The sequence below is a fragment of the Cobetia sp. 1CM21F genome, from assembly GCF_023161745.1.
GTDB classification, from domain to species: Bacteria; Pseudomonadota; Gammaproteobacteria; order Pseudomonadales; family Halomonadaceae; genus Cobetia; species Cobetia amphilecti.
Genome location: NZ_JALNTQ010000006.1, coordinates 143,006 through 168,071 on the forward strand (window position 1 = coordinate 143,006; position 25,066 = coordinate 168,071).

The window sequence follows — 25,066 nt, forward strand, 5'->3', positions numbered from 1 at the left end:
ATGGCTGACTTCAAAGACACAGGCCTGATCATGTCTGGCGACATCTTCATGGCCGAGGTGGATGCCGACGGCAAGTTCGGCGCCCTGAATGGCCCGATGAACGTGCCGTCCCTGAGCATCACGCCGACCAGCGTGAACCGCATCTCTCGCCCTTCCTATCAGAAGGACAACTACGGCCAGGCGCTGGATGCCGTCAACCTGCCCAGCGATTCGGCCAGTGTCACCATCCAGTTCGATTCCATGCCGGCCAGCATGCTGGCGGAGACGCTTGGCGGCACGGCAGAGCTTGCCGATGCTGAAGCTGACAGCGTGACCGGTGAGGCGCTGACCCTGACGGAAGGGGCCTGGGCGGCGCTGCCGCATTCCTCGCTGGACGCGGGCAGTGTCGTGGTCACCAAGGACGCTACCGATGTCACGGCTGACTGCGACATCAACCTGAGTGCCGGCCTCATTAAGGCGCGTACCGCTGCCGCGGCAGGCAATGTCACCGTGGATTACGACACCGAGGCGGTCACCGGCCATCGCGTAATGGGGGACACCGAGATCTCCAAGCCGCGTTACATCCTGGTGGATGGCATCAATCTCGCCACCGGCAAGCGTACCCGGGTCGAGATCTTCCGTGCCGTGTTGTCGGCGGATCAGGCCACCGAACTGATGGGCACCGAGTTCATCACCGGGCAGCTGTCCGGCTCGCTGGTGGTGCCGCCGGGCAAGGGCGCCGCCTACACTGCCACCATGTTCAGCTAACGGGAGCGAGCCATGACCGACAAGACCGCTACGGGCAAGACTGGCACTGAGGCCAAGCCCGGTACTGAGGCAAATCCCACCGACTCGGTGAGCGTTAAGCTCAGGAAGGCACACCGCCACGGCGGTAAGGAGTATGCCGCCGGCGACTCCCTCACCCTTGAGGTGCGCCAGCTGGATCGCCTGAAGAAGGCGGGCAAGGTCTGAGCCTGCCTGCTGTGAGTTGCACCACCTAGCCCGCCATCTGGCGGGCTTTTTCATGTCCGGAGCACGACACGATGGCCAATCAGAGTGACATTCAGCTGCGCATTCAGGCCGCGGTCGATGGGCTGCAAGACATCGGCAAGCTGATGAGCGAGCTGGACAATCTCGGGCAGGATAGCAGCGAGGCCTCAGCCGAGGTCGAGCGCCTCTCTGAAGAAATGTCGGCCATCGGCCAGCAACAGAAGCTAGTCGCCCAGATCAACAAGGTCGCGGCGGTCGTGGATGACGCCGGGACTGCCATGCGCGAAGCCGTGGACAAGGCTGACGGCTTGCAGGCCGCGTATGAGAATTCCGCCAATGGTGCGGACTCGCTGCGGCTGGCGACACAGCGGGCGACTCAAGAAGCGGACGACGCCAAGGCGGCGCATGTCGCCCAGGCCCAGACGCTGACCCAGCTGCAGACCAGCTACAAGGGCGCCCAGACCGCCACCACCGCCGCCCGTCAGGCATGGCGTGATTCCGCCCAGCGTGTGCGTGACCTCAAGTCCGAGATCGGCCGGAGCGCCAACGCCACTGATGAGCAGCGTCAGGCGTTGTCGCGGGCCAGTGGTGCCGTGGAGCAGGCGAAGGACGCCTACGATGCCCAGGCGCAAAGCCTCAGCAGCCTGCGTGATGAGTTGCAGCAGCAGCGTGAAGCGACGGATGAGGCCAAGGAAGAGTGGCAGAACGCCAGCGCCAGTGCGGCCCAGCTGGCGGCCGAGCTCAAGCCGGTCGAGCGCGAGCTGAAGCAGCAGGAAAAGGCCCTCAACAAGGCCCGCGCGGCAGCCGACAAGGCGACCGCCGGTCATGAGGCTCAGGCCCAGAAGCTGACGCGCCTGCAGCAGGATGCCCACGCCGCGGGTGTGGACATCGACAACTTGGCCGATGAAGAACAGCGCCTGGCCCGCCAATCCCGTGAGCTGGAAGACGACGTGACCTCGCTGGCATCCGGCTTACGTGAGACCGCCGCGGCCGCCCGCGAATCCGGTGAGGCAGCCGAGCGCAGCGAAAGCCGCTTCAAGAAAGCGGGTGCCTCACTCAAACAGTGGGCTGCCGGTGCTGCCGCCGCCACGGTGGCAGGGGCAGGGCTGGCCGTGGGCTGGGCCACGCGCTACACCGCTCAGCAGGCCGAGATGGCCCAGCAGCTGGATATTACGTCGCGCTCGCTGGGTATCTCCACTCAGGCGCTGCAGGGCTATCAGTACGCCTTTCAGCGTGCCGGTATCGATGCCGACAAGACCGGCAATATCTTCAAGGACACTGCGGACAAGATCGGTGACGCCTATCAGAACGGCGGCGGTGAGGCGCAGGACGCCCTCGAGGCTCTGGGCATCAAGGCCGAGGAGCTGATCGAGCTGGCGCCAGACGAGATGATGTTGCGCCTGGCCGATGCCATGAAGGATCTGCCCCAGGCCGCTCAGGTCAACCTGCTGGAATCGCTGGCAGACGATGCCACGCGCCTGCAACCGTTGCTTGCCAATAATGCCGCTGAACTCCGAGCGCTGATGGAAGAGGCCAGCGAGGTGGGGCTGATCATGTCCCCCGAGCAGATCGCCAATCTGCAAGCGACCGATGCCGCCATCACCCGCCTGCAAGGCCGGCTACAAGGGTTGAGCAATCGCCTGATGGGCGAGCTGTCACCGGCGGTCAATCAGGTGTCTGCCGACTTCGAGCAGGCACTGGCGGAAAACCCCGGGCTGCTGGATGACCTCGCCACGGCCATCGGGGGTGTGATTCGCACCGGCGGAGAGTGGGCGCGAAGTTTCATTGAGCATCGCGAGCAGATCGGCGGTGCCATGCAGTCGATCATTGATACTGGGCAATTCCTCGGCAACTCCCTCACGGCGGTCTTCCGTGGTGTGCAATCTGTTGTCGCGGGGCTGGTCGCTGCGGTCGCGGCAGCTTCCACCTGGGTGCTGGAGTTGACGGCTACTTCGGTCAGGGCGCTGGAGATGGTGGGGCTGGCATCCGAGGCTCAGGTGGCGCAGGCCAAGGCGCGAGCCGTGGCTGCCCGTGCCACCTTGAATGACTTGAACGCGGATGCAGTGCGCTATGCCCAGCAAGCTGCTGCCGCTGCCAAGGATGCCTTCAATGCCTTCGACAACAGCGATACGGCCGCGCAGAAAGCCGCCAAGTCTGCTGCCAAGCAAGCCGCTGCCTCTGAGGCTGCGGCCATTGCCGCCAAGAAGCAGGCCGAGGAGGAAGAGAAGGCCGCCAGGCAGGCAGCGGATGCGGCCGCCAAACGCCAGAAGGCACTGGAAAACGCCGCCACTTCCCTTGGTACCTCGCTGGGCGAGCTGTCCAGTGGTATTGCGGACAGCGAGCAGGAATCCCTCGATGCCTTCGCCACGCTGGCGGCCAGTGGTGAATTGAGCGCGGCGCAGCTGGCGACGGCCTTCGAGAAGGCGCAGGACAAGATCAAGTCTGACAAGGGCATCGCCGCCCTCAAGGGTCAGGTCGATGGGCTGGTGAATGACGGCGTGACCGGCGCGGATGCTCTCGCGACCAAGTGGAAGTCTGCCGGTGCCCGCCTGGCCAAGGACATGGGCACCACCCTGGAAGAGATCCGCACCGGTGTGACCGAGGCGGAACGCTCGGCCATTGATGCCTTCACCAAGATTGCCTCCACCGGTGAGCTGTCCGCCAAGGAGCTGAGCCGTGCCTATGTCGGCGCCAAGGAGCAGATCAGCTCTGACGAGGGCATCAAGGCTTTCGGCGCGGTGCTCGATGGGCTGGTCAAGGATGGCGTGACCGGGGCTCGCACGCTCAAGGCGCAGTGGATCGAGGCGCAGGAAGCCACGGCCAAGGCAGCCCGGGACACGGGAGACAAGGCGCAGCAGGCCTCTGCCGACGCGGCCCAGACGGTGGAGGCCTCTGTCACGCGCAGTGCTCAGACCATTGCCCAGCTGATGAGCAATGCCCTGCACGAGACGGAAGAGCAGATGCGGTCACTCAGTGACGCCGCCTATCAGGCCTTCGCGACTGACTGGGGGATCGACACCCAGGCCGAAGGCATCGAGGGAATGCAGGACCGCATTGCCGAGCTGGACCATGAAATCGGTGATCTTCGCGACAACCTCGCCACCCGTCTCGACTCCACTGGCTTCACGGCCTGGATGACGGACCTCGCCACCACGTCACGTCAGACCGAGATCGCCTTCCTCGAGCAGAAGATCGCCGTGGAATCACTGACCGATCAGATCGAGGCAGGACGGGCGCCAGCCAGCGCACTCTCGCAGGACATGGACGACCTTTCACGCCGCTTCGACCTGCTCGATGAGTCGGACCTTTCCGGTCTCGAAAGCTCCATCCAGTCGGTGCGCAGTCAGGTCGAGTCGCTGTCAGACAGCGTGAGTGACACCTTGGCCAGTCTGCGCTCGGAACTCGCCAGCCTGCAGGGCGATAGCGCCCAGGTAGAGGCGCTGCGCTATCAGCAGCAACAGGCCGAGCTTCAGGAGGCGCTCAACGCCGCTCGGGCATTGGGCGATGCTCAGACTATCAGCGCGGCACAGGAGTCGCTGCGGCTGGCGGAACGCGCCCACGACCTTCGCCTTGAGGATATCCGCGCCCAGTCCGAGCAGGAGAAGCAGCAGGCCTTGGCCGATGAGGCTGAGCGTCAGCGCAACGTGCAGGAGGCCGAGGTTACCCAGCGCGAGAACAACCGTGACGCCCAGAACCGTACCAGCCAGCTCACCCAGTCGGTGCAGGCTCAACGCCGCGTGGCTGTAGACCTCAACATCGGTAACGAGACCGTCACCCTCAACGGGGTGGACGAACGCGAGGCCGATGCCTTCCTTGATCGATTGGCCCAAGCCTCACGCACGACGGCCCGCCGATGATGGCGGGCGTTTCATTTCCATCGCGAGAAAGTCACGAGAACACATCATGGCGATCACCCTTGAGGGCATTGTGCTGCCCGATGACATCCAGTGGACCGATGAGCTGGTGTCCCACAGCGTCGGCCAGGTGCAGACGCCCACGCTGACCGGGGCACTCATCATCGAGGAATTCGCGCAGGCGGCAGGGCGCCCCGTCACCCTCGCCAGCGGCAACGGGGCCTGGGTAACCCGTGCCACCGCGTTGGCCCTCACTGAGCTGGCGGCCACGCCGCGGCCTGACGGTACGCCCATGACGCTCATCTGGGGCGATGGGCAAACATTCGATTGCGTGTTCGATCATGCCAGTGGTGAGGCGGTCACGGCCACCGAGGTCTATCGCCTCGCCGCTGGCGGCCAGGGGCCGGATCACCCCTACACCATCACACTGCGCCTGATCACTGCCTGATTCTCACCTTCCTGCTGGAGCCAGCCACATGGCCGACGACACGATTCACAGCGGCGACATCCGCATCCTGCAGTCTGAGCGCATGACCGACAACGCCGATGGCGGTGGCCGGCTGACTGGCCGCCCCGTGACCGATGGCGCGAGCAATGACATCTTTGATGACATCTCTGACCTCGATCGTGCAGCGGGGCGCACCTCGCTGCGCAAGGTCGGGGCCGGTGTGCTGACCGACAACACCGCCCAATATTTCGGCGCGCACGCGATCATTGACCAGGTGCCGGCTGATCCTAATGTCAGCGTGGTGATGTTCGACACGGGCTCGCCATCTGATGAGCGTGCCGAGTCCCGCGATTATGTCGAGAGCTATGTGACCGCCGGCGCGACCTCGCGCATGACGCTGCTAGGCGATCAGCTGGCCGGACAGCGCAGCATCATCACTTTCCAGATGCCAGAGGCCACGCTGCCCGATCTGGGCGATGTGCTGGCGCTGATGACCGAGCAGGGCGATGCTGCCGGCGAGGTCCAATATGTGCGCATCAGTGAGATAGATCACGAGATCCGAACGTTTGAGTACATGAACGGCAGCAACGTGCAGACGTTCGAGCGCCGCGTGCTGACCCTGGGGATCTCGACCGCGCTGCGCCAGCGCGTCTATGGCGTGCAGCCTCAGCCTGGCACCGTGAACCCTGACACCGTGATCCGCGAGGGGCAGAGCACCGATGCCGCCCGTTACTATGGCGTCAGCACCCTGACCCAGCCGGCCACCTTCGGGGCCAATAGCGTCACCGTGGCCAGCACCTATGCGCCGCTTGTGCCGGCGACCACCACCGAGCAGGCGGTGACCGATGTGCAGGTGGGCGGCACGGCCACCATCAGTGTCAGCAGCGGTGGCTCGACCTTCGAGGTGGCGCAGATCGCCAGCACCACCCAGATCGCTATCGAGCTGAATAATCGTGGCTTCACCTATGTCAGCCGCCTGGACCCGCTGCCGGCACCTGGCAGTGTGGTGATCGCGTATCGCTCGCTGGGCAAGTGGTATGAGCTGCGCGACGATGACGCCAATGGCGATCTCAGCGGCAGCGGGGCGGGGCGCGTGGACTACGCCACCGGATCTGTCAGCGTGACGCTGGGCGGCCTGCCGGATGTCGGCAGTTCGGTGCTGTTCAGCTGGGGCACGCCGGCCCACTATGAGGACCGCGCCGGCCAGGCCACCATCGACAAACCCTGGATGACGTTCGTGCTCGATCACGCCGGCGTGATGCCTGGCAGCGTTACGGTGCGTTGGATCTCTGGCGGCAGCGAGAAGACGGCCACCGATGATGGCCTGGGGAGCCTCAGTGGCGCAGCCACCGGCCGCGTGGTCTATGGCTATGTCGATGGCAGTGGCGCGCCCAAGCCTGGCGAGGCGTGTGTCGAGTTCAATGGCGACGCCTTCCCAGATGCCAGCACCCAGGTCGAGATCGAATATGACTATGGGGCACCGAAAACCGAGCAATTCTTGCCGTCTGCCAACGGGGCCGGCCTGGTCAGCCTCAGCATCAGTGATGCGCCGGTGCGTCCTGGTAGCGTGGCCATCACCTGGGCAGTGGTGCGCACCTGGTCGAGCAGCGAGAGTGAGTCGCGCAGCAGCCCGCGCACCGGCACCTGGGAGACTGTCGAGCAGAATGGCGGCGAGGCCGATGTCACCTACACCATCACCGATGATGGCCGTGGCGGCTTCAATGGTGGATGGGAGGGCAGCATTGACTATGCTACCGGCGCGGTGACCTTCGAGGTCGAGAAGATCCGCGAGATCAGCGAGTGGGATGATGGCGATGCCACGCACCGCGAGTGGGGCAGCAAAGAGAAACGCGACGTTTTCGAGAATGGCTCGAGCGTCTGGCTGACCAGTCAGTTGGACAGCGCCGCCCCGACTACCCACACCATCACCCAGGATCTCGCCCCGCTCGATGTCGAGCTGATGCCCCTGCTGCAAGATAGCGTCGTGCCAGGCACTCTCAGTTTCATCTTCCGAGGCGATACGTTCATCGACCGCCAGGGCAGTCTCTATCGCAGCGTGACCAGCAACGGGGCCGGCGTTCTCGCGGGGACCATCGACTATGGCACCGGTGATGCCCGCATCACTGACTGGCCGAGCGGCACCAGCGCCACCATCACCGTCAAAACGCTGGTGAGCACCTTCGGCACCTGGACGCTCGATGAGGCGTTTTTCCGCACGCCAGGCTCGCCGCTGCAGGTGGGTGGTCTGCTGATCCAGGCCACGACGCTCGACGGCCGCTCGATCACCGGCCAGGCGGCACTCTCTGGCGAGATCGAGGGTGACGAGATGTCAGGCAGCGTGAGCTTCGAGACGGGGGTGGTGCGCGTGACCTTCGGCAAGCTGGTCAGCAATGACAGCTTGAGCGCTGCCGAGCGCGCCGAATCCTGGTACGACGCCACGGCCGTGGATGACGCCGGCATGATCTGGCGGCCCACCCAGGTGATCCCGAGCACCGCGCGTTTCAATGCCGTCATTCTGACCACGCTGCCGCTCGAGGCTGAGCTGATCGGCATCGACCCCGTGCGCCTGCCCAGCGATGGCCGCGTGCCTATCTATCGCGCCGGCGGCGTGGTGGTGGTGCATCACACCGGCCGCGCCCCGTTCCCGCTGGGGATTGGTGGCGGCACCACGCTGGAGGTCGGCCGCTCGCGGCTGGCCAGTCTGGTGGTGGAGGACGCCACCGGCGAGGAGGTGCCAGCCACCCAGTACAGTGCAGACCTCGACGCCGGCACCGTGCAGCTCGCTGCGCCTGACACTGCCACCCACCCCGAACCCTGGTACGCCTTGCACCGCGTCGAGGACATGCTGCTGGTGGGTGATGTGGATCTGTCGGGGGCGCTGACCCTCAAGGGCAATTTGAGCCACGACTACCCCGCCGGCGATACGCTGGTCAGCGCCGCGATGGTGGCCGGCGACCTGCAAGCGCGCGTGGCTGATTTCTTCGATCTCTCGAGCTGGGATCGAGACTGGAGCAAAGACGACAACGATGGCGCAGATGGCACCCTGGCCGAGTACAACGTGACCACCTACCCGCCGATCATTACCAATCGCGGGGCCATCACTGAGGACTGGGCGCTGATCTTCACCAGCTCAAGCACGTTCCGCATCATCGGCCGCACCGTGGGCGAGATCGGCGTGGGCAGTATCAATGAGGACACGTCGCCTACCAACCCGAATCAGGGCGTACCCTATTGGACGCTCAAGGCGGGCGGTTTCGGGGCCGGCTGGGTGAATGGCAACGTGATCCGCTTCTCGACCATCGGCGCGAGTTTCCCGATGTGGCTTGCGCGCGTGATCCTGCAGGGGCCGGCCAGCGGCCAGCAAGATTCTTTCCGCCTGCAGATCCGTGGCAACGCCAACGCCTGACCGTAGCCGGCAGGCGCAACCCTCTATCCCTATCCCTCAACCGCCCAGCCACTCGCTGGGCGGCCTTGTTTCTGGAGACGTTCAAGATGGCCGATTTTCCCGTGAAGTGGTTCAGCAGTGACATGGGCGGCAGCCCGAGCGGCAGTGACGACGCTGGCGCGTTGATTGATCTGCTCAAGGCGTGCTTGATCACTGGATTCAACACCACCCCGCTGACCTCGCTCGCCTTCGATAGCAGCACCGGCCTGGTGACCGCTGAGATCGGCCAGGGGCATGGCTTCCTGAAACATCAGGTGATCAGCATCAGCGGTGCCGATCAGGATCAGTTCAATGGCGAGTTTCGCATCACCGAGGTGGGCAGCACCTGGGCGACTTTTGCTCCCGATGCCGCGCCCATCTCGGCCACCGCCACCGGCGAGCTGATCGAGATCAAGGCTGCACCGATTGGTGGGTGGGAGGTGGTGCTCGAGGACAGCGAGCGCCACCGCGTCATGCTGCGCTCGACCAATCCGCGCAGCAATGGGCTGATGCTCCATGTTCAAAATGACCACTGGAATGATGGCAGTTATGACAACTGGCAGTACGCTTCAAACACTGCCTATCCGCAGCGCGGGGCCAAGGTGAAAATTGTCACCGAGCATACAGACATCGACACTTATCTCGCACTAGCTGAGACTCGCTGGCCGATTGGCTGGGATTATGCGTCAGAGGGGCGAGAGTGGTTGCTGGTGGGGGATGATCGCCTGTTCTATTACACCAGCCGCTATGCCCAGCAGGGCCAGCGCTCAACCGTCACTTTCGGGGAGTTCGATAGCATTCTGCAGGGCGATGCCTTCGGTACCGTGCTGCAGGGGATACCCTATGGTTCAGAGGCTGACTGGGCGGACAGCAACGACAACAACTATGCAGAGTTCGCCAAGTATGGCGCGACTGGCGAGCACTACCTGGCACGCCCCTATCATCAGATGCCCTCTGACGAGGCGACGCTCTGGTGCATGCGTGGCCTGGGATTTGGGTCTGGTGTCATGTACCAATACCCGAATCCGGCAGATTACGGATTCTATGTGCATAGCGGCCCGACCATGGTGGAGGAGGTGGCCGAAGGCGATGGCAACATTCTGCGTGGGTATCTGCCTGGCTTGGTCCAACCGCTGCAGACGGCAGAGGCTTATCACAAAGCGATTCTTGATGATCTGCCAGGCTTGGTGGATGTGCCGGTAATGCTCTGGCTGAGCATTTATGACGATGAGGGTGGTTATACCAATTACAAGGAGATAAACGGCTCAGGCTTGGTGGGGTGGCGGCTGGACAAGTGGAGGGCTAACCAATGAGCGATACGCTGGATGGTAACCCGATATTTGCCGTTCCATCGCCTGGCCGGCCAGTGGTCTATCGGGAGGGCGGCACGCTGGTGCCGTCCATCGACGCCATCGAGAACAAGATCACCGGCACCACCCAGCGGCGTCAAGCGACGCATGCGGCCACGTTCAGCCTCTTTGCCTTCGATCAGATGTATGGCTCCGGCTATAACGGCACAACAATAGGGACTCTGCGCGACAAGGCCCGTAAAGGCGTCATTGCCGGTACCGTTCTGGACATCCAGGCCCAACCCGTCAGCCGGCGCGTGCGGGTGCATGACCGGATCACCGGCCGCATCGTGCGCGAGGCGTGGAGCGGGGCCGATGGCAAATACCGTCTTACGGACCTCGACCCGCACCGCGCGTTCTATGTGATGGCCTTCGATTACACCCTGCAGCAAAACGCTGTCGTTTCGGACAACGTGCATTCCGAGGTGGAGGACAGCCCGTGATCAGCTTCTCGACAAGCGTGAAAAATGCGCGCCTGGCGGCCATCGCCGGTGCGATAGATGCCGGCGATTCGCCGGCGTCATTCGTTGTGTACTCCGGCACCCGCCCATCACCTGGCGCGGCCGTCACCGATCAGGTGGCGCTGGCCACGCTGGAGGTGCCCCAGCCATTCGCCGCGGATCTCTCCGGTGGCGTCCTGACGGGGGCAGCCTTTGAGGAGGTGATGGCCGACGCTGATGGCGAGGCCACCTGGTCGCGCCTGGTCGATGGCGCGGGTGCGTGGGTGATGGATCTGGATGTCGGCATCGAGGGATCGGGTGCTGACGTGACCATCAGCTCGACAACGATTTATCGCGGGATACTGACGCGGATCAGCCGCATGGTATTCGCTGAGGGCTAGGGGGCACCGTGAGAGAGATCAGGCTGCAGTTTGTCCAAGGGCTAGCGCCCTGGAGCGCGCGCGCCCTCGAGCTGCGCCTGGGTGGTGATCCTGGTTTGTTGCTGCTGTTCGCCGGTGACTATGCGCCGCCGGCGGGTGGCAATGTCGTGCTTGGCTTCGGCGGTGCCACTGAGGCGGTGGAGCTGCCGCGCGATCTGGTGCTCGATGCCCAGCTGACGCCGCCATCAGTCGATGCTCGACTCGCCCAGGGTAGTGCCATCGAGATCGCGGCCAGCCTGGTGATGCCAGCAGCCACCGTGCGTGCGCAGCTCGAGCTGATCCAGTCGCTCAGTCTGGAGGCGACCACGCCGCCGGTGACGGCAGAGATCCGCGTCGAGCATGGTGTCAGCCTTTCGCTGGTGGCCACGCTGGGTGCGCCGGCGGTGGTCGATGTCGCGCTGACCCGCGAGATCAATGTCTTTCGCGGTCCTGCCGATAATGCCGCCTCGCGCTTCGAGAACGCGGTCCCGCTCGAGGCCCAGGGCAGCACCCGCTGGGAGCAGCCTGCTCGCCCCTATGGTGCCACCGCGTCAGGCTTCGAGCAGGGCGCACCGCTTGCGGCCAGCCAGGGTGGCCAGTGGTCTGCCCGCCCCCGCACCGATGCCACCAGTGGCTCGCGGTGGGAGCAGGCCGAGCGCATCCTGGGCACCCTCAGTGGCAGCCAGTGGCTGCAGCTGCCGCGTGTCCGCCGCGCATCGCGGCCGGTATGGGAGCAGGGGCAGGGCATCGCGGCTGCTCGCTCGAGCGGCTACCAGCACCCACCCCGCAATGATGCCCGCCGGTGCTCGCGCTATGAGGAGGCCCGCACCCTCGAGCCGGTGACGATGGATGTGCCCTATCAGCAAGGGCGCACCACTGGCGACGACTGGCGCGTGCCCTGGGAGCAGGCCCGCCGGCCACCGCCTGGCCTCGACCTGCCGCCAGATCGGCCTGAGCCGCCGGTGCTCGAGCCGGTGGAGGGTGGCACGACCCTGCAATTCTGCCACGCCATGCCGAGCGCCCCGTGGGTGCTGCAGTTCGGTCTGACGTGTGAGATTCCCACCCCGACCATTCCCGTCAAAAGGCTCTATATCGTGCAAAACTCCGCGCGCCTGGTGCGCCTCTCCGATGGCCTGGAGCTGCCGGCCACCCAGATGACGCTCAGCATCGACGCTGACAGCTGGGCATGGTCATTCTCTGCCGGCCTGGCAGGGCGTGACGCTCAAGCGCTGGTGACCGGCACCGATGGCCAGCCGGTGGAGGTGATGGCCGAGATCAACGGGCAGCAGTGGCGGTGCCTGGTGGATGGCTGGCGACGCTCTGAGAGCTGGCAGAGCCATAGCGTGACCATCAGCGGCCGCTCGCTTGCGGCGTACCTGGGCGCGCCCTACGCCACCGCGCGCAGCTACACCGAGGACAGCCAGGCCACTGCCTCGCAGCTCGCCCGTGCTGAGCTGCCAGAGGGCTGGTCACTGGATTGGCGCATGACTGACTGGGTGGTGCCCGCCGGCGCGTGGAGTTATGACAGCCTCGCGCCCATCGACGCCATCTCGCGGATCGCTCAGGCGGCCGGCGGCTATGTGCAGGCCCATCAGCAGGATCAGACCATCATCGTGGCGCCACGCTTCGAGGCAGCGCCCTGGCGCTGGTCTGAGAGCGAGGTCGATCTGGCGGTGCCCCGTGACATCATCACCCAGCTGGGCAGCGATCAGCAGCCAGGTGATGCCCGCAATGCCGTGTGGCTGCATGGTGATACCGGCGGCATTCAGGCCCAGATCATCCGGCAGGGCACCGCAGGCGATCAGCTGGCGCCCACCGTGGTGGATGCCCTGATCACCGATCAGGCACCGGCGCAGTCGCGCGGGATCGCTGAGCTGGCCGCTACCCTGCGCCAGAGCACCGAGAGCCTGCAGATGCCCCTGGCGGCCTCTCTGGGCGGCCTGCTGCTGCCTGGCATGATGATCGAGTGCGATGGCTGGCGTGGTGTCTCGCGTGGCGTGAGCGTCAGCGCAAGCCTGCAGGGGCGTGCCCTGAGCGTGCGTCAGTCTATTGAGTTACAGCGTTTTTGGTAGTAGACAATTGAAGCCTTTTGACTATCTATGAACTACAGTGGTTATTATGTTAGGCGATTGTGATGAAAGTTAAGTTGCCATTTGTGTTTTTACATATGGTTTTGGATTAAGAGAAAAACAAGGATGTATTATGAGCAAGAAAAGAAAAATTTCATTAAAAACAGTCAAGCCTCTAACTGATATGAAGGTAGTGCAGCAATTAGTCGATGACTTTTTGCGTAATCATGGCGAGGAGGAGGTAATTAATGTTGTTTTAAGGAATGAGTGTCTGTTGATAAAGCAGCCAGATCTCGATAAGAGAAAGTGGGTGGAGTCATATTTAGAATTTTTTTATCAGGCACTTCTCAATAAAGATGGATCTGTTTTGTTGCAGGATGTTGCAAATAATTTCAACTTAATAATGGTTGTGAATGATTACTTTTCAAAGATAAGTCAGGGTAGGATTAATATACAGGAGTCAAATGATATTAGCATGCAGGAGATAGTATCTGCATCTTTAGTAAGAGGTTGTGAAGATTACTTGGAGATAGCAAAAAGAGCAAAAGAACTAGCGCTTTCTCAAACTAAAGGAAACAACTTCTATGATTCAGAGTCATCCACTCTAATCAAAGATAGTTTTGGTAATACAATTGACCCAGACGATGCTATTAGCTCTGTTGCTGATTCTATCCATCTTATATTGAAAAGTACTGGTTTCCTAGAAGGTAGACAAAAAGGGGAGTATTTTGATTTCAAAGAATTTTTGTATCCAGATGAAGATATGTTAACTAAAGTTAGTGCTCTTAACCTGAATGCCATGGTTTGGCATAACTTTGATTTCTTACAAAAAAGTATTCGATATAACGATAGGAAATGGAGTTATCATTCTAACAACAGCAAAATACCCCAAGAGTACAAGGGGTATATCGACGAATGCCTAGAGGTTGATAAGCAAAGCAACTGGAGCTACTTAGAAATGGTTGCTAATCATAGGTTAAGGCAATATTCAAAAGAGGTTTATTTTAATACTTTTCGTGCTTGCATGGAGCGAGGCGTGAGCTTAAATCAAGCCGAGTTGAACAAGATTTCAAGTCGTGCAGTATTAGAGAGGATTCTTTCTCTTGATTTAAAAGATGAGAGAAATTCATGCCTAGGTTTAACTCTATTGCAATGGTTGGATGGGTATTCAGCGTTATGCAAAATTTCATCTGATTTATACGAAGAGAATGTGCTTAATTCACTAATGCCAAGGTTTAAAAAGGACGATCTTGTTAGTAAAGTGGTAGAGCAAGGATTGCCTTCAGGAATTGCAGAAAAGTTCATAGATAATGTAGTTTACGGCCCTAGATCAATAGATATCTATGATACTCCCGTGATAAAATTTGGAGACGAGTATCTTGTTTATGGGCCAACACTGAAAGATGCCCTGCTATATGAGTTGGTTATCTCAAACGTAACTAGAAATAAACAACGTCTGTTAAATAAAGGAGATGCTCTTGAAAACAAGCTTTTTTATACTTTGGAAAAGCAAGGTTTTGAACCTAAGAGAATCAAGGAAAAAATAGGTAGAGAGGAATACCAATATGATGTAGTTATGCGGTGGGGTAATACGCTATTTGTCTTCGAATGCAAGAATAGGGCCTTGGCTAGAGATCCAATCACCTCAAGAAATATTGAAGATGATTATAGTGAGCATGCTCAGCAATTATTAAGGTTATGCAGTGGTTTAGAAAATAATCCAGGAATCATCGCAAAATACTTCGGTAGTAGTAATGAGTTTGATATTGTTCTTTGTGTGGTAAATGGTATGCCTTTTTCATTAGACGAGCCCCTGCGCGTAGGAGGAAGAGAGGTTTTTGTTACTGATATAAATGTTATTAATAGATTTTTTGAATCCAGTGAGATTGAATATAATATTCAGGATAAGAATTTTAGTGTTTACTATCAGTGGTCCGATAAACAACCTACGCTCAACGATTTTTTATTCCATCTAAAACATCCTTATCAAGTGGAGTTTCACAAAAGATATATTTCCACTGAGGTTCGCTTCTTACCTATATCAGATAAAGTGTTCTTGAAAGCAGAATTACCTCGATATCAAAAGCTAGGCTGGGAAGATGCAAAGAGCTTTTTTATAGAGCATGCTGATTTTAAAAAATGCTTTAGGCAGAGTTATGAAGCTATATGAGAAATTGGCATTGTTTGCTGATTTGAAATAAGTGATTAAACAATAATCTTGGGATGTGATTATGGCTAACCCATATAGACGCTTGCTTTCGTTGCTGCCGACCACGCCGCGCCAGGTAGGCGAGGTGGTCAGTGTCAGCGGTTCGCGCGTTCGCGTGGATCTGGTAGGGGGTGGGGTGCGCACCTGCCAAGGCGATGCCCAGGTGGGTGGCATGGTCTACGTGGAGGGGGACCAGATCACTGGTGTGGCGCCGAGTCTGCCGGTGGTGGTGGTCGAGGTGTGATGCCGCTGGAATCGCGCCATCGTTTGGTCGCAGTTTGGTCGCAGACTGCGACCAAATGGTGGGTGCAGTGTGTGTCATGCAATACTTTAAGTTATTGATATGCCTCGAAAGGCCCGCTGCCAGCGTGGCTCGAGATCTATCAAAAACGGATTCAAAATCCGCCGCTTAATAGGCGTGTCGGTTCGAGTCCGACCACCGGCACCAGAATTGAAAAAGTCGCTTTCGAGCGGCTTTTTGCGTTTCTGGCTCCAGCCGATTCATCTTCCTCGTGGTTCTTCGCTCGCGCTCAGTCTGTCTCTACCCCTGTCCCGAATACTTGTCCTTTCTTATCTTTTCACGCTTCGCCTGTCACGGCGCTGGCAGCTGCTTGTCTTCGCTCTGTACGTGACGGCAGGGGCCCAGACACAGGAAAGCCCCGAACGAATGTCGGGGCTTTCCTGTGTCTCGTGCATCCAGACGGCGGCTCACGCCTGATGTGGAACGCTCTTCACGCGTCGATAGAGGCTGTTGCTGGCGAGGGAGGGGTCGAGGAGTGCGATGCGGGTGTTCTGGATCGCGAGTTCCTGGCGCAGGGTAAACCACATGCCGACGTATTCATGGCAATCCTGGCAGTGCACCAGGTGGTCGGCCGATGGGGTGTGGTACTGATACTCCATCTTCAGGCCGGAGCATGCCGGACAACACAGTGCGGCTTGAGCTTTCCCTTCCATGTTTCCTCTCCTTCTCAGCAATTGACTGAATCTGGTGAGGTGCAGCGTAGTGGTCTCTTTCCTTGAGTTCGCAAACCTGCCGGTCATCAAGGCCCATGAGTCAATCGCTCAGACTCATGGATCTTGCTGGCCGGGAAGTGAAGCTTCCATGCTTGCGCGTCATCCTCTGACAGGGCCTGTCCCTGGCTGCACTTCCTGTGCACTTGGCCCGTCACTACGCTGAACCTGCCGCTCTTCCTGAGCAGCGATCGGGCGTTACTGACCCGCAAGAATCTTGTACACCTTTCAGAAGCTGACTGAATTCGGTGTCATTCAGCGTAGTGCTCTCTTTCCCTGAGCTCGCAGGCTTGCCAGTCATGAAGATTCGTAAACCTACCCGCTCAGGCTTACGAATCTTCCTGGCTAAGGAGCGAAGTCCCCAAGCCTGCGCGTCATCCTTTGACAGGGCCTGTCCCTGGCTGCACTTCCTGTGCACTTGGCCTGTCACTACGCTGAACCTGCCGCTCTTCCTGAGCAGCGGTAGAGACGTTACTGGTTATCATAAACTTGTACAATGTCTGATTTGTTGCACAAGTTTTCAAATGTGTAAATTTCTGTACTTTATTATGTTCTCATATAAATCCATGCACGACGGCCGCCTTCGAGAGCGGACTGTCCAGCCCGTGTGACACCCATCGTGAGGGGCATGTCCAGGTCGTCCATATGGCCTGCTGCCGCATCAGCATGGCGCTTGATACACTCGACTGCGTCTGCCTGAAGACTTGGTGGGAGTCGTATGTGCCCGATGCTCTCATCCCTTGAGCAACGCAGGATGGGGAGGGCGGGCCCCATCGCGAGCGCCGGGCTACTGTCAGGTGATCCCCCAGGTGTATGTCCGAGGCCGGCGCAGTGTCGCTTTCACCAATTGACTGGAACATGGAATGACCTTCATGCATTGGATGCCGCTGAATCTGTGGTTGTCACTGGTTGCGCTATGCGCGATGGGGGCGATGTCGCCCGGACCGAGTCTGGCGATGGTGCTGCGCCATACCCTGGGCGGCGGCAGGAGTGCGGGGGTCGCCGCCGGTATCAGTCATGCGCTGGGAGTCGGGTTGTATGCCGCGCTGACTGCCTGGGGGCTCGGCGCCTTGATTGTTCATTACCCGGGCGTCTTCCAGGCGATCATGCTGCTGGGGGCAGCCTATCTGGCCTGGTTGGGGGTCAAGGCGCTGCGAGCAGGCCGCGGTGGAGCGCTGGAGGCGCAGGCCGTCACGACGTCCCGTTCCATGGCGATACGCGATGGCTTCATGGTGGCGCTGGCCAACCCCAAGTTGATCCTGTTCTTCGTGGCGCTGCTCAGTCAGTTGATCACGCCGGAGATGAGCGAGATGGGCAAGTGGCTGGTCGTCGTGACGGCCATGGGCATCGACGGGCTCTGGTATGTGCTGGTGGCAATGGTGCTGTCGCACTCGCGGGTGCTGCCCTGGTTGCAGTCACGCGCGATGTGGATCAACCGTCTGACGGGCGTGGTGTTGCTGGGGCTGGCGTTGCGGGTGGTCTGGGGGCTTTGAGACAGCCTGTCAGCCCGGTGAGGATCTGGTGATTCGTTATCTGGTAGAAAACGGCCCTGGCATCTTGTGTCAGGGCCGTTTTGCATGCGCGTTTTGCGGGTTGAGGCGTTTGTCGATAGAGGCGTTTGTCGATAGAGGCGTATGCACCGATGACGTTACTCACTGAGCGACATCATCTCGGCGTAATCCTTGATCGAGACCTCAAGGCTCGTGTCAGGTCTCGCCAGGAAATGCAGCGTCAGCGGCAGCTTGTCGCCTGCAGTGAGTGGCTGCGTCAGCCCGATCAGCATCAGATGGGGGCCGCCGCCGGGAGCCATCGCCAGCGGCGCGTCAGAGGAAATCGCCAGTTGCTCGATTCTGTGCATCTGCATGCGCTCTTGCGTGAGTTGCATGCTGTGCAATTCGACCGCGGCGGCCATCGGCGTGCTGGCGCCTGTCAGCACGGCATCGCCCTTTGCGATCGAGAGTGTCAGGTAGGCGGCCCTGGTCGTGGCACCCGGTGGCGTCGGTAGCGCAAAGGCTTGCTCGACATGGGGAGCGGCGGACAGGGGTTCCTGCGCAGTGGCGTCAACCGTGGCAAGGGAGAGCAGGGCTAGCGACGCCAGCCATCTGCTGGCGGTGCTGGTGGTGGTGCGAAGGGCGGTCAGGCCAGCCGATATCTGTCCGGCGCGTCGCGGCGCGCCATGTCCCTGGCGAGGTTGCCTCATGCTGTGCGCATCTCCTGTCTGGGTGTGTAAAGAGAATGACCATGGGAGCGGTCCATGATGCCAGTGTGGTGTTTTCTGACGTCGATGGCCTCTAGTGTAGAGGCTAGTGCAGAGGCTATTGCAGAGAGCTCTGTTTTAGGTGGTTTGCACGAATGTGAGCGTCACCTGTTGCCCGAGTGTGAAGGCAGGTGTCCGGGCCGCAGTTGAAGGCAGCTTCGTCGCATTCTGCTACCGTGGGACGCATTGGTCGATGCCATCCGGCGGTGTTGGTCGTCGCGGATGGCTATCGAAGTGATTCAAGGACAGGCAAGGAACAGGGAACGGTGATCCAGGACGAAATCATTCAGCTGGTCGATGCGCAGAATCGCCCTTGTGGCACGGCACCGCGTCGCTTGATGCGACGCTACCGCTATTGGCACCGTGCCACCTATGCCTTCGTGCTCAATGGCCGCGGTGAGCTATGCATCCAGAAGCGTACCCTGAGCAAGGAAGTGTTCCCCGGCTATTTCGACCTCGCCAGTGGGGGTGTTGTCGGGGCCGGTGAGGCCGTGCAGGTGGCTGCCCGTCGCGAGCTGGAGGAAGAGATTGGCGTGCGCGGTGCGCCGCTCAAGCATTGTTTCGATTTCTGTTACACCGACGCGACCAACCATGTCTTCGGCAGTGCGTATCTGGTGCATTACGATGGCCCGCTGACGCTGCAGGCTGAAGAAGTGGCAGATGCCTTCTGGGTCACGCCTGCCGATGCGCTTGCGTTGCATCCTTCAACGCCTGATAGCCGTATGGCCCTTGAGCGCCTGATTCGTGAAGGCTTTCTGAGTGAGAGCCTGAGCCGATGATCTTCGCTTTTCCTTGTCGAGCCTGGGCAGCAACGCCGCTGGCCCTGCGCCATCTGGCGTGTGCTGCCCATCGTAATGGCCGCATCTCCTCCTCCCCACTTTGTTCTGGAGTCTTTGCATGAATGCCAAGGTATCGCCACAGCAGCTGGAAGAGGTGGAAGCCGCATTGTCGACGGTGCTGGCGGGCAAGCCGCGCCAGATCCGTCTGGCGCTCTGTTGTCTGCTGTGCCGTGGTCATGTCCTGATCGAGGACTTGCCCGGGCTGGGCAAGACGACCCTCGCCCAGGGACTGGCGCGTCTGATCGGAGCCGACATGCAGCGGGTGCAGTTTACCAGCGATCTATTGCCGGCTGACATTCTCGGCGTGTCGGTATTCGACCCGCGTGAGGGCAACTTCCGCTTCCATCCCGGCCCGGTGTTCCACTCGCTGGTGCTGGCGGACGAGATCAACCGTGCCACGCCCAAGACGCAGAGCGCGTTGCTGGAGGCGATGGAAGAGCGTCAGGTGACGGTGGAGGGCGAGACCCGTCGCCTGCCAGAACCGTTCTTCGTGATCGCGACCCAGAATCCACTCCAGCAATCCGGCACCTTCCCGCTGCCGGAATCCCAGCTGGACCGCTTCCTGATGCGGCTGTCATTGGGCTACCCGGAACCCGCTGCCGAGCGCGAGATTCTCAAGGGCAATGCCGGGCGTCAGCATATCGAGGCGCTGCGACCCTTGTTGCCCGTCTCGGTGCTCAAGGAGTGGCAGGCTGCCGTGGACCGTGTGCGTCTGTCGGACCCGCTGCTGGATTATCTGCAGGCGCTGGTGGCGGCGACGCGCAGCTCGCCGGAAGTGGCCTATGGTCTCTCGACGCGCGGGGTGCTGGCGCTGGCCAGCGCTGCGCGTGGCTGGGCACTGCTGGCAGGGCGTGACTATGTGCTGCCGGAGGATGTGCAAGCGGTCTGGGCGCCCGTCGTGGGGCACCGCCTCAGCGAAGGCAGTGTTGCAGAAGGTGAAGCCGTGGCGCGCCATCTGCTCGGGCAGGTGGCGGTGGTGCCTGCATGACCCAGGTGGCGAAGCCCGGCGCATGGACGCGCGTGAAAGCCCGCATGCTGCGCAAGATGTCGATTGGCGGAGGCGAGGCGCTTCATCACGCGCGCTTGATGATCTTGCCGACGCCCTTCGGGCTGTTCTGGGCGGTGCTGGTGATCCTGCTGCTGCTGTTGGGTATCAATTACGAGAACTCGCTGGCGCATGGCCTGTCCTTCTGGCTTTTCGCCGTGGCAGTGGTCAGCATCTTTCGCAGCTGGCGCAATCTGGCGGGCGTGCGAGTGCAGCTGATCGCCGATGGTGAGGCGTTTGCAGGCAATACGTTGCGCGTCATGGTGCGCCTCACCGGTCGGGCTCGCTCGCATGCCATCGATGTGCGACTGGGAGAGGCGCGCCAGCGACTCGAGATCCATGACGGCGAAGGCAGTGCGCCGCTGGAGCTGGCGGCCTTTCAGCGTGGCCAGTTCTCATTGCCGACGCTGACGCTGGAGTCGCGCTGGCCACTGGGGCTGGTACGCCTGTGGGCCTGGGTCGCGATCGATACGCCGGTCCTCGTCTATCCACAGCCAGAGCTTCCCTCCACCCCGCAGGGCAGTCGTCGCACGCTCGAGCAGATAGAGCAGGGCGATTTCGCCGGGCTGCGCCGCTATGTGCCGGGCGACGCGCCAGCGCATATCGCATGGAAACACTGGGGGCGCAGCGGGGAGCTGGTCACCAAGCGCTTCGAGACGCCTGCGCGTCCCTCGCTGTGGCTGGATTACGAGGCCTGTCGTGGCGACATGGAGCAGCGGCTCTCGGAGCTGACGGCGCGGGTGCTGGCGGCGGAAGGCGCCCAGGCGACCTATGGTCTGCGGCTGCCGGGCCAGACATTGGCCATCGCCAGTGGCGGGGCGCATCGCCGTCGAGTGCTTGAGGCGCTGACGCTGTTCGGCGGCGAGCACAGGTTGCCATGGTCCGCCCAGCTGGCGGCCAGTGAGGCCGCCGAGCGAGCCGGCGCGAGTCGTCCCTTGAGTCAGGAGGGCGGCGCATGAGCCTGTCGACAGCCAAGGCTTCCCCGGGACGCGCCTCCCTGGGCCGCTCCTCAAAGGGCGATCTCGCCAGAAGCGCGTTCTCTACCTCCTCCAGCGCCAGACGACGCTGGTGGCAGCGCAAACCGCTGACGCCTGATCAGGCGCTGGGCTGGCTTGAGCTGCGCCATCTGTTCATCGGCCAGTGTCTTGTGCTGGCGTTGCATGTGCTGTGGATGCCGGTATGGCTTGCCCTGCCGGCCTTGCTGGCGGCGTTGTGGCGCTTTCAGCAACTCCGGGCGCGAGTTCCGCGCGCTGGCATCCTGTTGCGACTGGCGGCGGTGGCAATGGTCGCGGCGGGCCTGTTTCTCGAATACGGCCAGATGCTGCGCCTGGAGGCGATGATCGGCCTGCTGGTCGGCATCTATCTGCTCAAGCTGCTGGAGACGGACAGCCTGCGCGATGGTCGCGTGGTCTGCGGGCTGGGCTTCGTGGTGCTGGCGGCGGCCTTTCTGCATGACCAGGGGCCCTTGATGGCGGCGGCTTCCGTCATGGCTGCGGCGTGGCTGGTCGGCGGACTGGTATTGATCGCCGGTGCACGCGAGCGTCGTGAGGCCATGCGGGAGACGGCCTGGCTGATGGGGCTGTCCCTGCCGCTGATGCTGGGCTTGTTCGTGCTCTTTCCCCGCTTGCCGCCGCTGTGGAACGTGCCCCAGCTCAACGAGGCCACCACGGGGCTTACCGACAGTGTCTCTCCCGGCGATATCGCCGCCCTGGGTCGCAGTGATGCCCTGGCGTTTCGGGCGCGTTTCGACAACGGACTGCCGGCGGCCTCCCAGCGCTACTGGCGTGTGTATACCCTGAGCCTGTTTGATGGCGTGCGCTGGTCACGCGCCACGCCGGAGCGTCTTCAGGAGGCACTGGGCGGGCCGGCCGAGCGCTACGTTCAGCGCGGAACACGCATGGAGGGGGAAGTCGCGCGTCATCGCTATGAGCTGCTGCTGGAGCCGGACCCGCGCCCCTGGCGACCGAGTCTCGGCGCGCCACTGACGACCAGCCGCGAGGCCCGTTACCTGATCGACGGCACCCTTGAGGGGCTGGCGTCACTCAATACCCGCGAGCTGCTGGAGATGTCTTCCTCCGGCGCGCCACCGACAACGGCTCCGCAATGGATGCAGCGCCTTGATCAGCTGTTGCCCGATGATGGTAACCCGCGTGCCCGTGAGTTCGCTCGCGATCTGATGCGGGAGTCGGGGGGGGATCCTCAGGTCTTCCTGCAACGCCTTTTCCAGTATTTCAATCGCCAGCCTTTCCACTACACCCTGACGCCACCGCGCCTCGAGGGGCTCAGCCGTGTCGATGATTTCCTGTTCGACAGCTTGCAGGGCTATTGCACCCATTACGCTTCTACCAGCGTTTTTCTGGCGCGCGCTGCCGGACTGCCGGCGCGTATGGTCGCGGGTTATCTGGGCGGCGAGGCACAAGGCGATGGCATCGGCGGGCCGCAGGAATTGAGTATCCGTCAGTATGACGCCCACGCCTGGGTCGAGGTGTTCTATGCCGGCCGCTGGCATCGATTTGATCCCACCGCGGCGGTGGCTCCCGAGCGAATCTCGCAGGGGGCGCTGAGTCTGCAGGGGCAGCCGGGCTTCATGGCCGATGCTGGCTTGCGCGCCTTCACGCTGAATAATTCATTGCTCAGTGATCTGAGACGGCAGTGGGAGCGTTTCGAATACCGCTGGCAACGCAGCGTGGTGGGGTTCCGTCTCGACGAGCAGCGAAATCTCTGGCAGCGACTGTTTGGTGACTTCCGCTGGGAGTGGCTTGTCTGGGGTGTGCTCGGGCTGCTGGCCAGTGTGGTGCTGGCAGGCGTGGCACTGGTGTTGTGGTCTGGCCGTGAGGTGTCAGCGCACGCAGGTGTGCGAGCCTACCGCAGATTGGTGAAGCGGCTGGAGCGTACGGGCCATGGCCCGTACGTTGGCGAGGCTCCCGGCAGCCACTTGCGCCGTATTGCCCAACAGCAGCCGCAGAATGTAAGAGTATTGTTACATTTGGCAGATTTGATTGAACAATGGCTATACAACGATGCTACGGTATTAGCGAGCTCTCATGATCAATCACCACCCTTGCGTAGTATCCGGCGCCAGTGGTCTGTGCAGTCTCGCAAGATTCGCTAAAGCGTAATGATGACTTTGGTGAGTGTTAATTATTGATTTAAAGAGGTTTTTTTGAATTAGATGTCTCATTCTTGCAGCGCGACGGCACTACTGAAAATTGCTAGGTTGCGGTAAGTGATGTTGTGTATCAAAATGTAACTATCCGTTCTTGTCGATCATGCCATTGCCCCCTCGCAGCATGATGCAGCACCTTTCCCCAGCAGGAGTATGTCCCCATGGTCCAGGTCATCCGCACAGAAGGCACAGTACTTGTTGCTTCCTCCACCAACGAGGCGCAGCGTGTCGTCAAGGGAATGACGCTTGAATCTACAGCTACTCTGGTCGCACCGCAGGGCGCGATCGTGGTTCTGGAAGACGGCACCCAGCTTGTGGTGCCGCAGGGGGCCCCGATCGGCGTTGAAGTGTTGCTGGCCGAGTCGCGTGGGGAAGCGCCTGTTGACCCGGCAGTGGAAGCGTTGCGCGAAGCGATCGCTCGTGGCGAAGACCCGACCGCGATTCAGGAAGCTCCCGCAGCCGGTGAGAGTGGCGGTGCGCCGGGCAGCAGTCGTAGTGGTTTCCTTGATGCCTCTGGGGTGGGGCGTGAAGGGCGTGTCGAACGGACCTCCTATGAATATGAGGGCGGCTTTACCGACCCGGAATTCAATGATGAGGACGAAGATGGCCTGGGGCTGGATCTTGTTCCGACACTGCCCACAGAGGTCGTGCTGTCCTTGTCGGTCGATGCTCCCGCACTGACCTCCGACACCACGCCGACCATCGTCGGTACCACCGATGCCGACGATGGCAGCACCGTCACCCTGGTCATCACCGACAGCGACGGCAACGAGCAGACCGTCACCGCGACTGTCGAGAACGGCACCTACACGGTTGACGCCGAGACGCCGCTGAGCGAAGGCGAGTACAGCGTCGAGGCCTCGGTCACCGACCCGGCCGGCAACACCGCGACCAGCAATGACGTGGGCGAGATCGACGCAAGTGCGCCGGCGCTGACCGTCGATGCACCGGCGCTGACCTCCGACACCACGCCGACCATCGTCGGTACCACCGATGCCGAAGACGGCAGCACCGTCACGCTGGTCATCACCGACAGCGACGGCAACGAACAGGCCGTCACCGCCACCGTCGAGAATGGCACCTACAGCGTCGATGCAGAGACACCGCTGAGTGAAGGCGAGTACAGCGTCGAAGCCTCGGTCACCGACCCGGCTGGCAACACCGCGACCAGCAATGACGTAGGCGAGATCGACGCAAGCGCGCCGGCGCTGACTGTCGATGCACCGGCGCTGACCTCCGACACCACGCCGACCATCGTCGGTACCACCGATGCCGAAGACGGCAGCACGGTCACCCTGGTCATCACCGACAGCGACGGCAACGAGCAGACCGTCACCGCCACCGTCGAGAACGGCACCTACACGGTTGATGCCGAGACACCGTTGAGCGAAGGCGAGTATAGCGTCGAAGCCTCGGTCACCGATCCGGCCGGCAACACCGCGACCAGCAATGACGTGGGCGAGATCGACGCAAGCGCGCCGGCGCTGACCGTCGATGCCCCGGCACTGACCTCCGACACCACGCCGACCATCGTCGGTACCACCGATGCCGAAGACGGCAGCACCGT

Annotated in this window: 19 protein-coding genes and 1 tRNA gene; 18 read left to right on the forward strand and 2 right to left on the reverse strand. The window is 61.3% G+C overall.

From position 1 onward, the window contains the following. The 12 genes from MSG32_RS16410 (at position 1) to MSG32_RS16465 (ending at position 15,629) form a co-directional block, all read left to right on the forward strand. Positions 1 to 747: a hypothetical protein gene (locus tag MSG32_RS16410; protein WP_248380759.1), complete on the forward strand. Its 747-nt coding sequence runs from the start codon at positions 1 to 3 to the stop codon at positions 745 to 747. Between the two features lie 12 nt (positions 748 to 759). After that, entirely contained in the window at positions 760 to 951 is a 192-nt protein-coding gene (locus MSG32_RS16415) for a hypothetical protein (RefSeq protein WP_248380761.1), read from the forward strand. 71 nt (positions 952 to 1,022) lie between these two features. After that, positions 1,023 to 4,826, forward strand: a complete 3,804-nt coding sequence (locus MSG32_RS16420; protein ID WP_248380763.1) for a hypothetical protein — start codon at positions 1,023 to 1,025, stop codon at positions 4,824 to 4,826. Positions 4,827 to 4,872: 46 nt separating this feature from the next. Continuing rightward, positions 4,873 to 5,271: a hypothetical protein gene (locus MSG32_RS16425; RefSeq protein WP_248380765.1), complete on the forward strand. Its 399-nt coding sequence runs from the start codon at positions 4,873 to 4,875 to the stop codon at positions 5,269 to 5,271. 28 nt (positions 5,272 to 5,299) lie between these two features. Continuing rightward, positions 5,300 to 8,677 (forward strand): hypothetical protein, encoded by a 3,378-nt coding sequence (locus tag MSG32_RS16430; RefSeq protein ID WP_248380767.1) that lies wholly within the window; start codon positions 5,300 to 5,302, stop codon positions 8,675 to 8,677. 86 nt (positions 8,678 to 8,763) lie between these two features. Next, on the forward strand, positions 8,764 to 10,008 hold the full coding sequence (locus MSG32_RS16435) for a hypothetical protein (protein ID WP_248380769.1): 1,245 nt from the start codon (positions 8,764 to 8,766) through the stop codon (positions 10,006 to 10,008). Continuing rightward, complete coding sequence (locus MSG32_RS16440) at positions 10,005 to 10,487, forward strand: hypothetical protein (protein ID WP_248380771.1); 483 nt, start codon at positions 10,005 to 10,007, stop codon at positions 10,485 to 10,487. Before MSG32_RS16435 ends, MSG32_RS16440 begins: the two co-directional genes overlap by 4 nt. Continuing rightward, on the forward strand, positions 10,484 to 10,885 hold the full coding sequence (locus MSG32_RS16445) for a hypothetical protein (RefSeq protein ID WP_043336616.1): 402 nt from the start codon (positions 10,484 to 10,486) through the stop codon (positions 10,883 to 10,885). The genes MSG32_RS16440 and MSG32_RS16445 overlap by 4 nt, the downstream gene beginning before the upstream one ends. Positions 10,886 to 10,893: 8 nt before the next feature. Beyond that, positions 10,894 to 12,975 carry a hypothetical protein gene (locus MSG32_RS16450; protein WP_248380774.1) on the forward strand — a complete coding sequence of 694 codons (2,082 nt, stop codon included), beginning with the start codon at positions 10,894 to 10,896 and terminating at the stop codon, positions 12,973 to 12,975. A 130-nt stretch (positions 12,976 to 13,105) separates the two neighbouring features. After that, entirely contained in the window at positions 13,106 to 15,142 is a 2,037-nt protein-coding gene (locus MSG32_RS16455) for a hypothetical protein (protein WP_248380776.1), read from the forward strand. A gap of 61 nt (positions 15,143 to 15,203) precedes the next feature. Then, positions 15,204 to 15,425 carry a hypothetical protein gene (locus tag MSG32_RS16460; protein ID WP_248380778.1) on the forward strand — a complete coding sequence of 74 codons (222 nt, stop codon included), beginning with the start codon at positions 15,204 to 15,206 and terminating at the stop codon, positions 15,423 to 15,425. Positions 15,426 to 15,543: 118 nt separating this feature from the next. Then, positions 15,544 to 15,629 (forward strand) — tRNA-OTHER (locus tag MSG32_RS16465). A 260-nt stretch (positions 15,630 to 15,889) separates the two neighbouring features. Here MSG32_RS16465 and MSG32_RS16470 read toward each other — a convergent pair. Further along, complete coding sequence (locus MSG32_RS16470; RefSeq protein ID WP_248380780.1) at positions 15,890 to 16,135, reverse strand: hypothetical protein; 246 nt, start codon at positions 16,133 to 16,135, stop codon at positions 15,890 to 15,892. 938 nt (positions 16,136 to 17,073) lie between these two features. On the opposite strand from MSG32_RS16470, the gene MSG32_RS16475 reads away from it, so the two are divergent. Beyond that, positions 17,074 to 17,685 carry a LysE family translocator gene (locus MSG32_RS16475; RefSeq protein ID WP_248380798.1) on the forward strand — a complete coding sequence of 204 codons (612 nt, stop codon included), beginning with the start codon at positions 17,074 to 17,076 and terminating at the stop codon, positions 17,683 to 17,685. A 155-nt stretch (positions 17,686 to 17,840) separates the two neighbouring features. Here the strand turns inward: MSG32_RS16475 and MSG32_RS16480 are convergent, their stop codons facing one another. Beyond that, positions 17,841 to 18,392, reverse strand: a complete 552-nt coding sequence (locus MSG32_RS16480) for a copper chaperone PCu(A)C (protein ID WP_248380783.1) — start codon at positions 18,390 to 18,392, stop codon at positions 17,841 to 17,843. Positions 18,393 to 18,715: 323 nt separating this feature from the next. Here MSG32_RS16480 and MSG32_RS16485 point away from each other — a divergent pair, with 323 nt between their 5' ends. The 5 genes from MSG32_RS16485 to MSG32_RS16505 form a co-directional block, all read left to right on the forward strand. Next, entirely contained in the window at positions 18,716 to 19,228 is a 513-nt protein-coding gene (locus tag MSG32_RS16485; RefSeq protein ID WP_225347259.1) for an NUDIX domain-containing protein, read from the forward strand. A gap of 118 nt (positions 19,229 to 19,346) precedes the next feature. Next, a complete protein-coding gene (locus MSG32_RS16490) occupies positions 19,347 to 20,276 on the forward strand; it encodes a MoxR family ATPase (protein WP_054556876.1) in 930 nt (309 codons plus the stop codon). Continuing rightward, positions 20,273 to 21,292, forward strand: coding sequence for a DUF58 domain-containing protein (locus MSG32_RS16495; RefSeq protein WP_248380785.1), 1,020 nt, complete (start codon positions 20,273 to 20,275; stop codon positions 21,290 to 21,292). The genes MSG32_RS16490 and MSG32_RS16495 overlap by 4 nt, the downstream gene beginning before the upstream one ends. Further along, positions 21,289 to 23,445, forward strand: coding sequence for a DUF3488 and transglutaminase-like domain-containing protein (locus MSG32_RS16500; RefSeq protein ID WP_248380788.1), 2,157 nt, complete (start codon positions 21,289 to 21,291; stop codon positions 23,443 to 23,445). Before MSG32_RS16495 ends, MSG32_RS16500 begins: the two co-directional genes overlap by 4 nt. A gap of 215 nt (positions 23,446 to 23,660) precedes the next feature. Beyond that, positions 23,661 to 25,066 (forward strand): retention module-containing protein (locus MSG32_RS16505; RefSeq protein WP_248380791.1); only part of this gene is annotated, 1,406 nt, incomplete at its 3' end.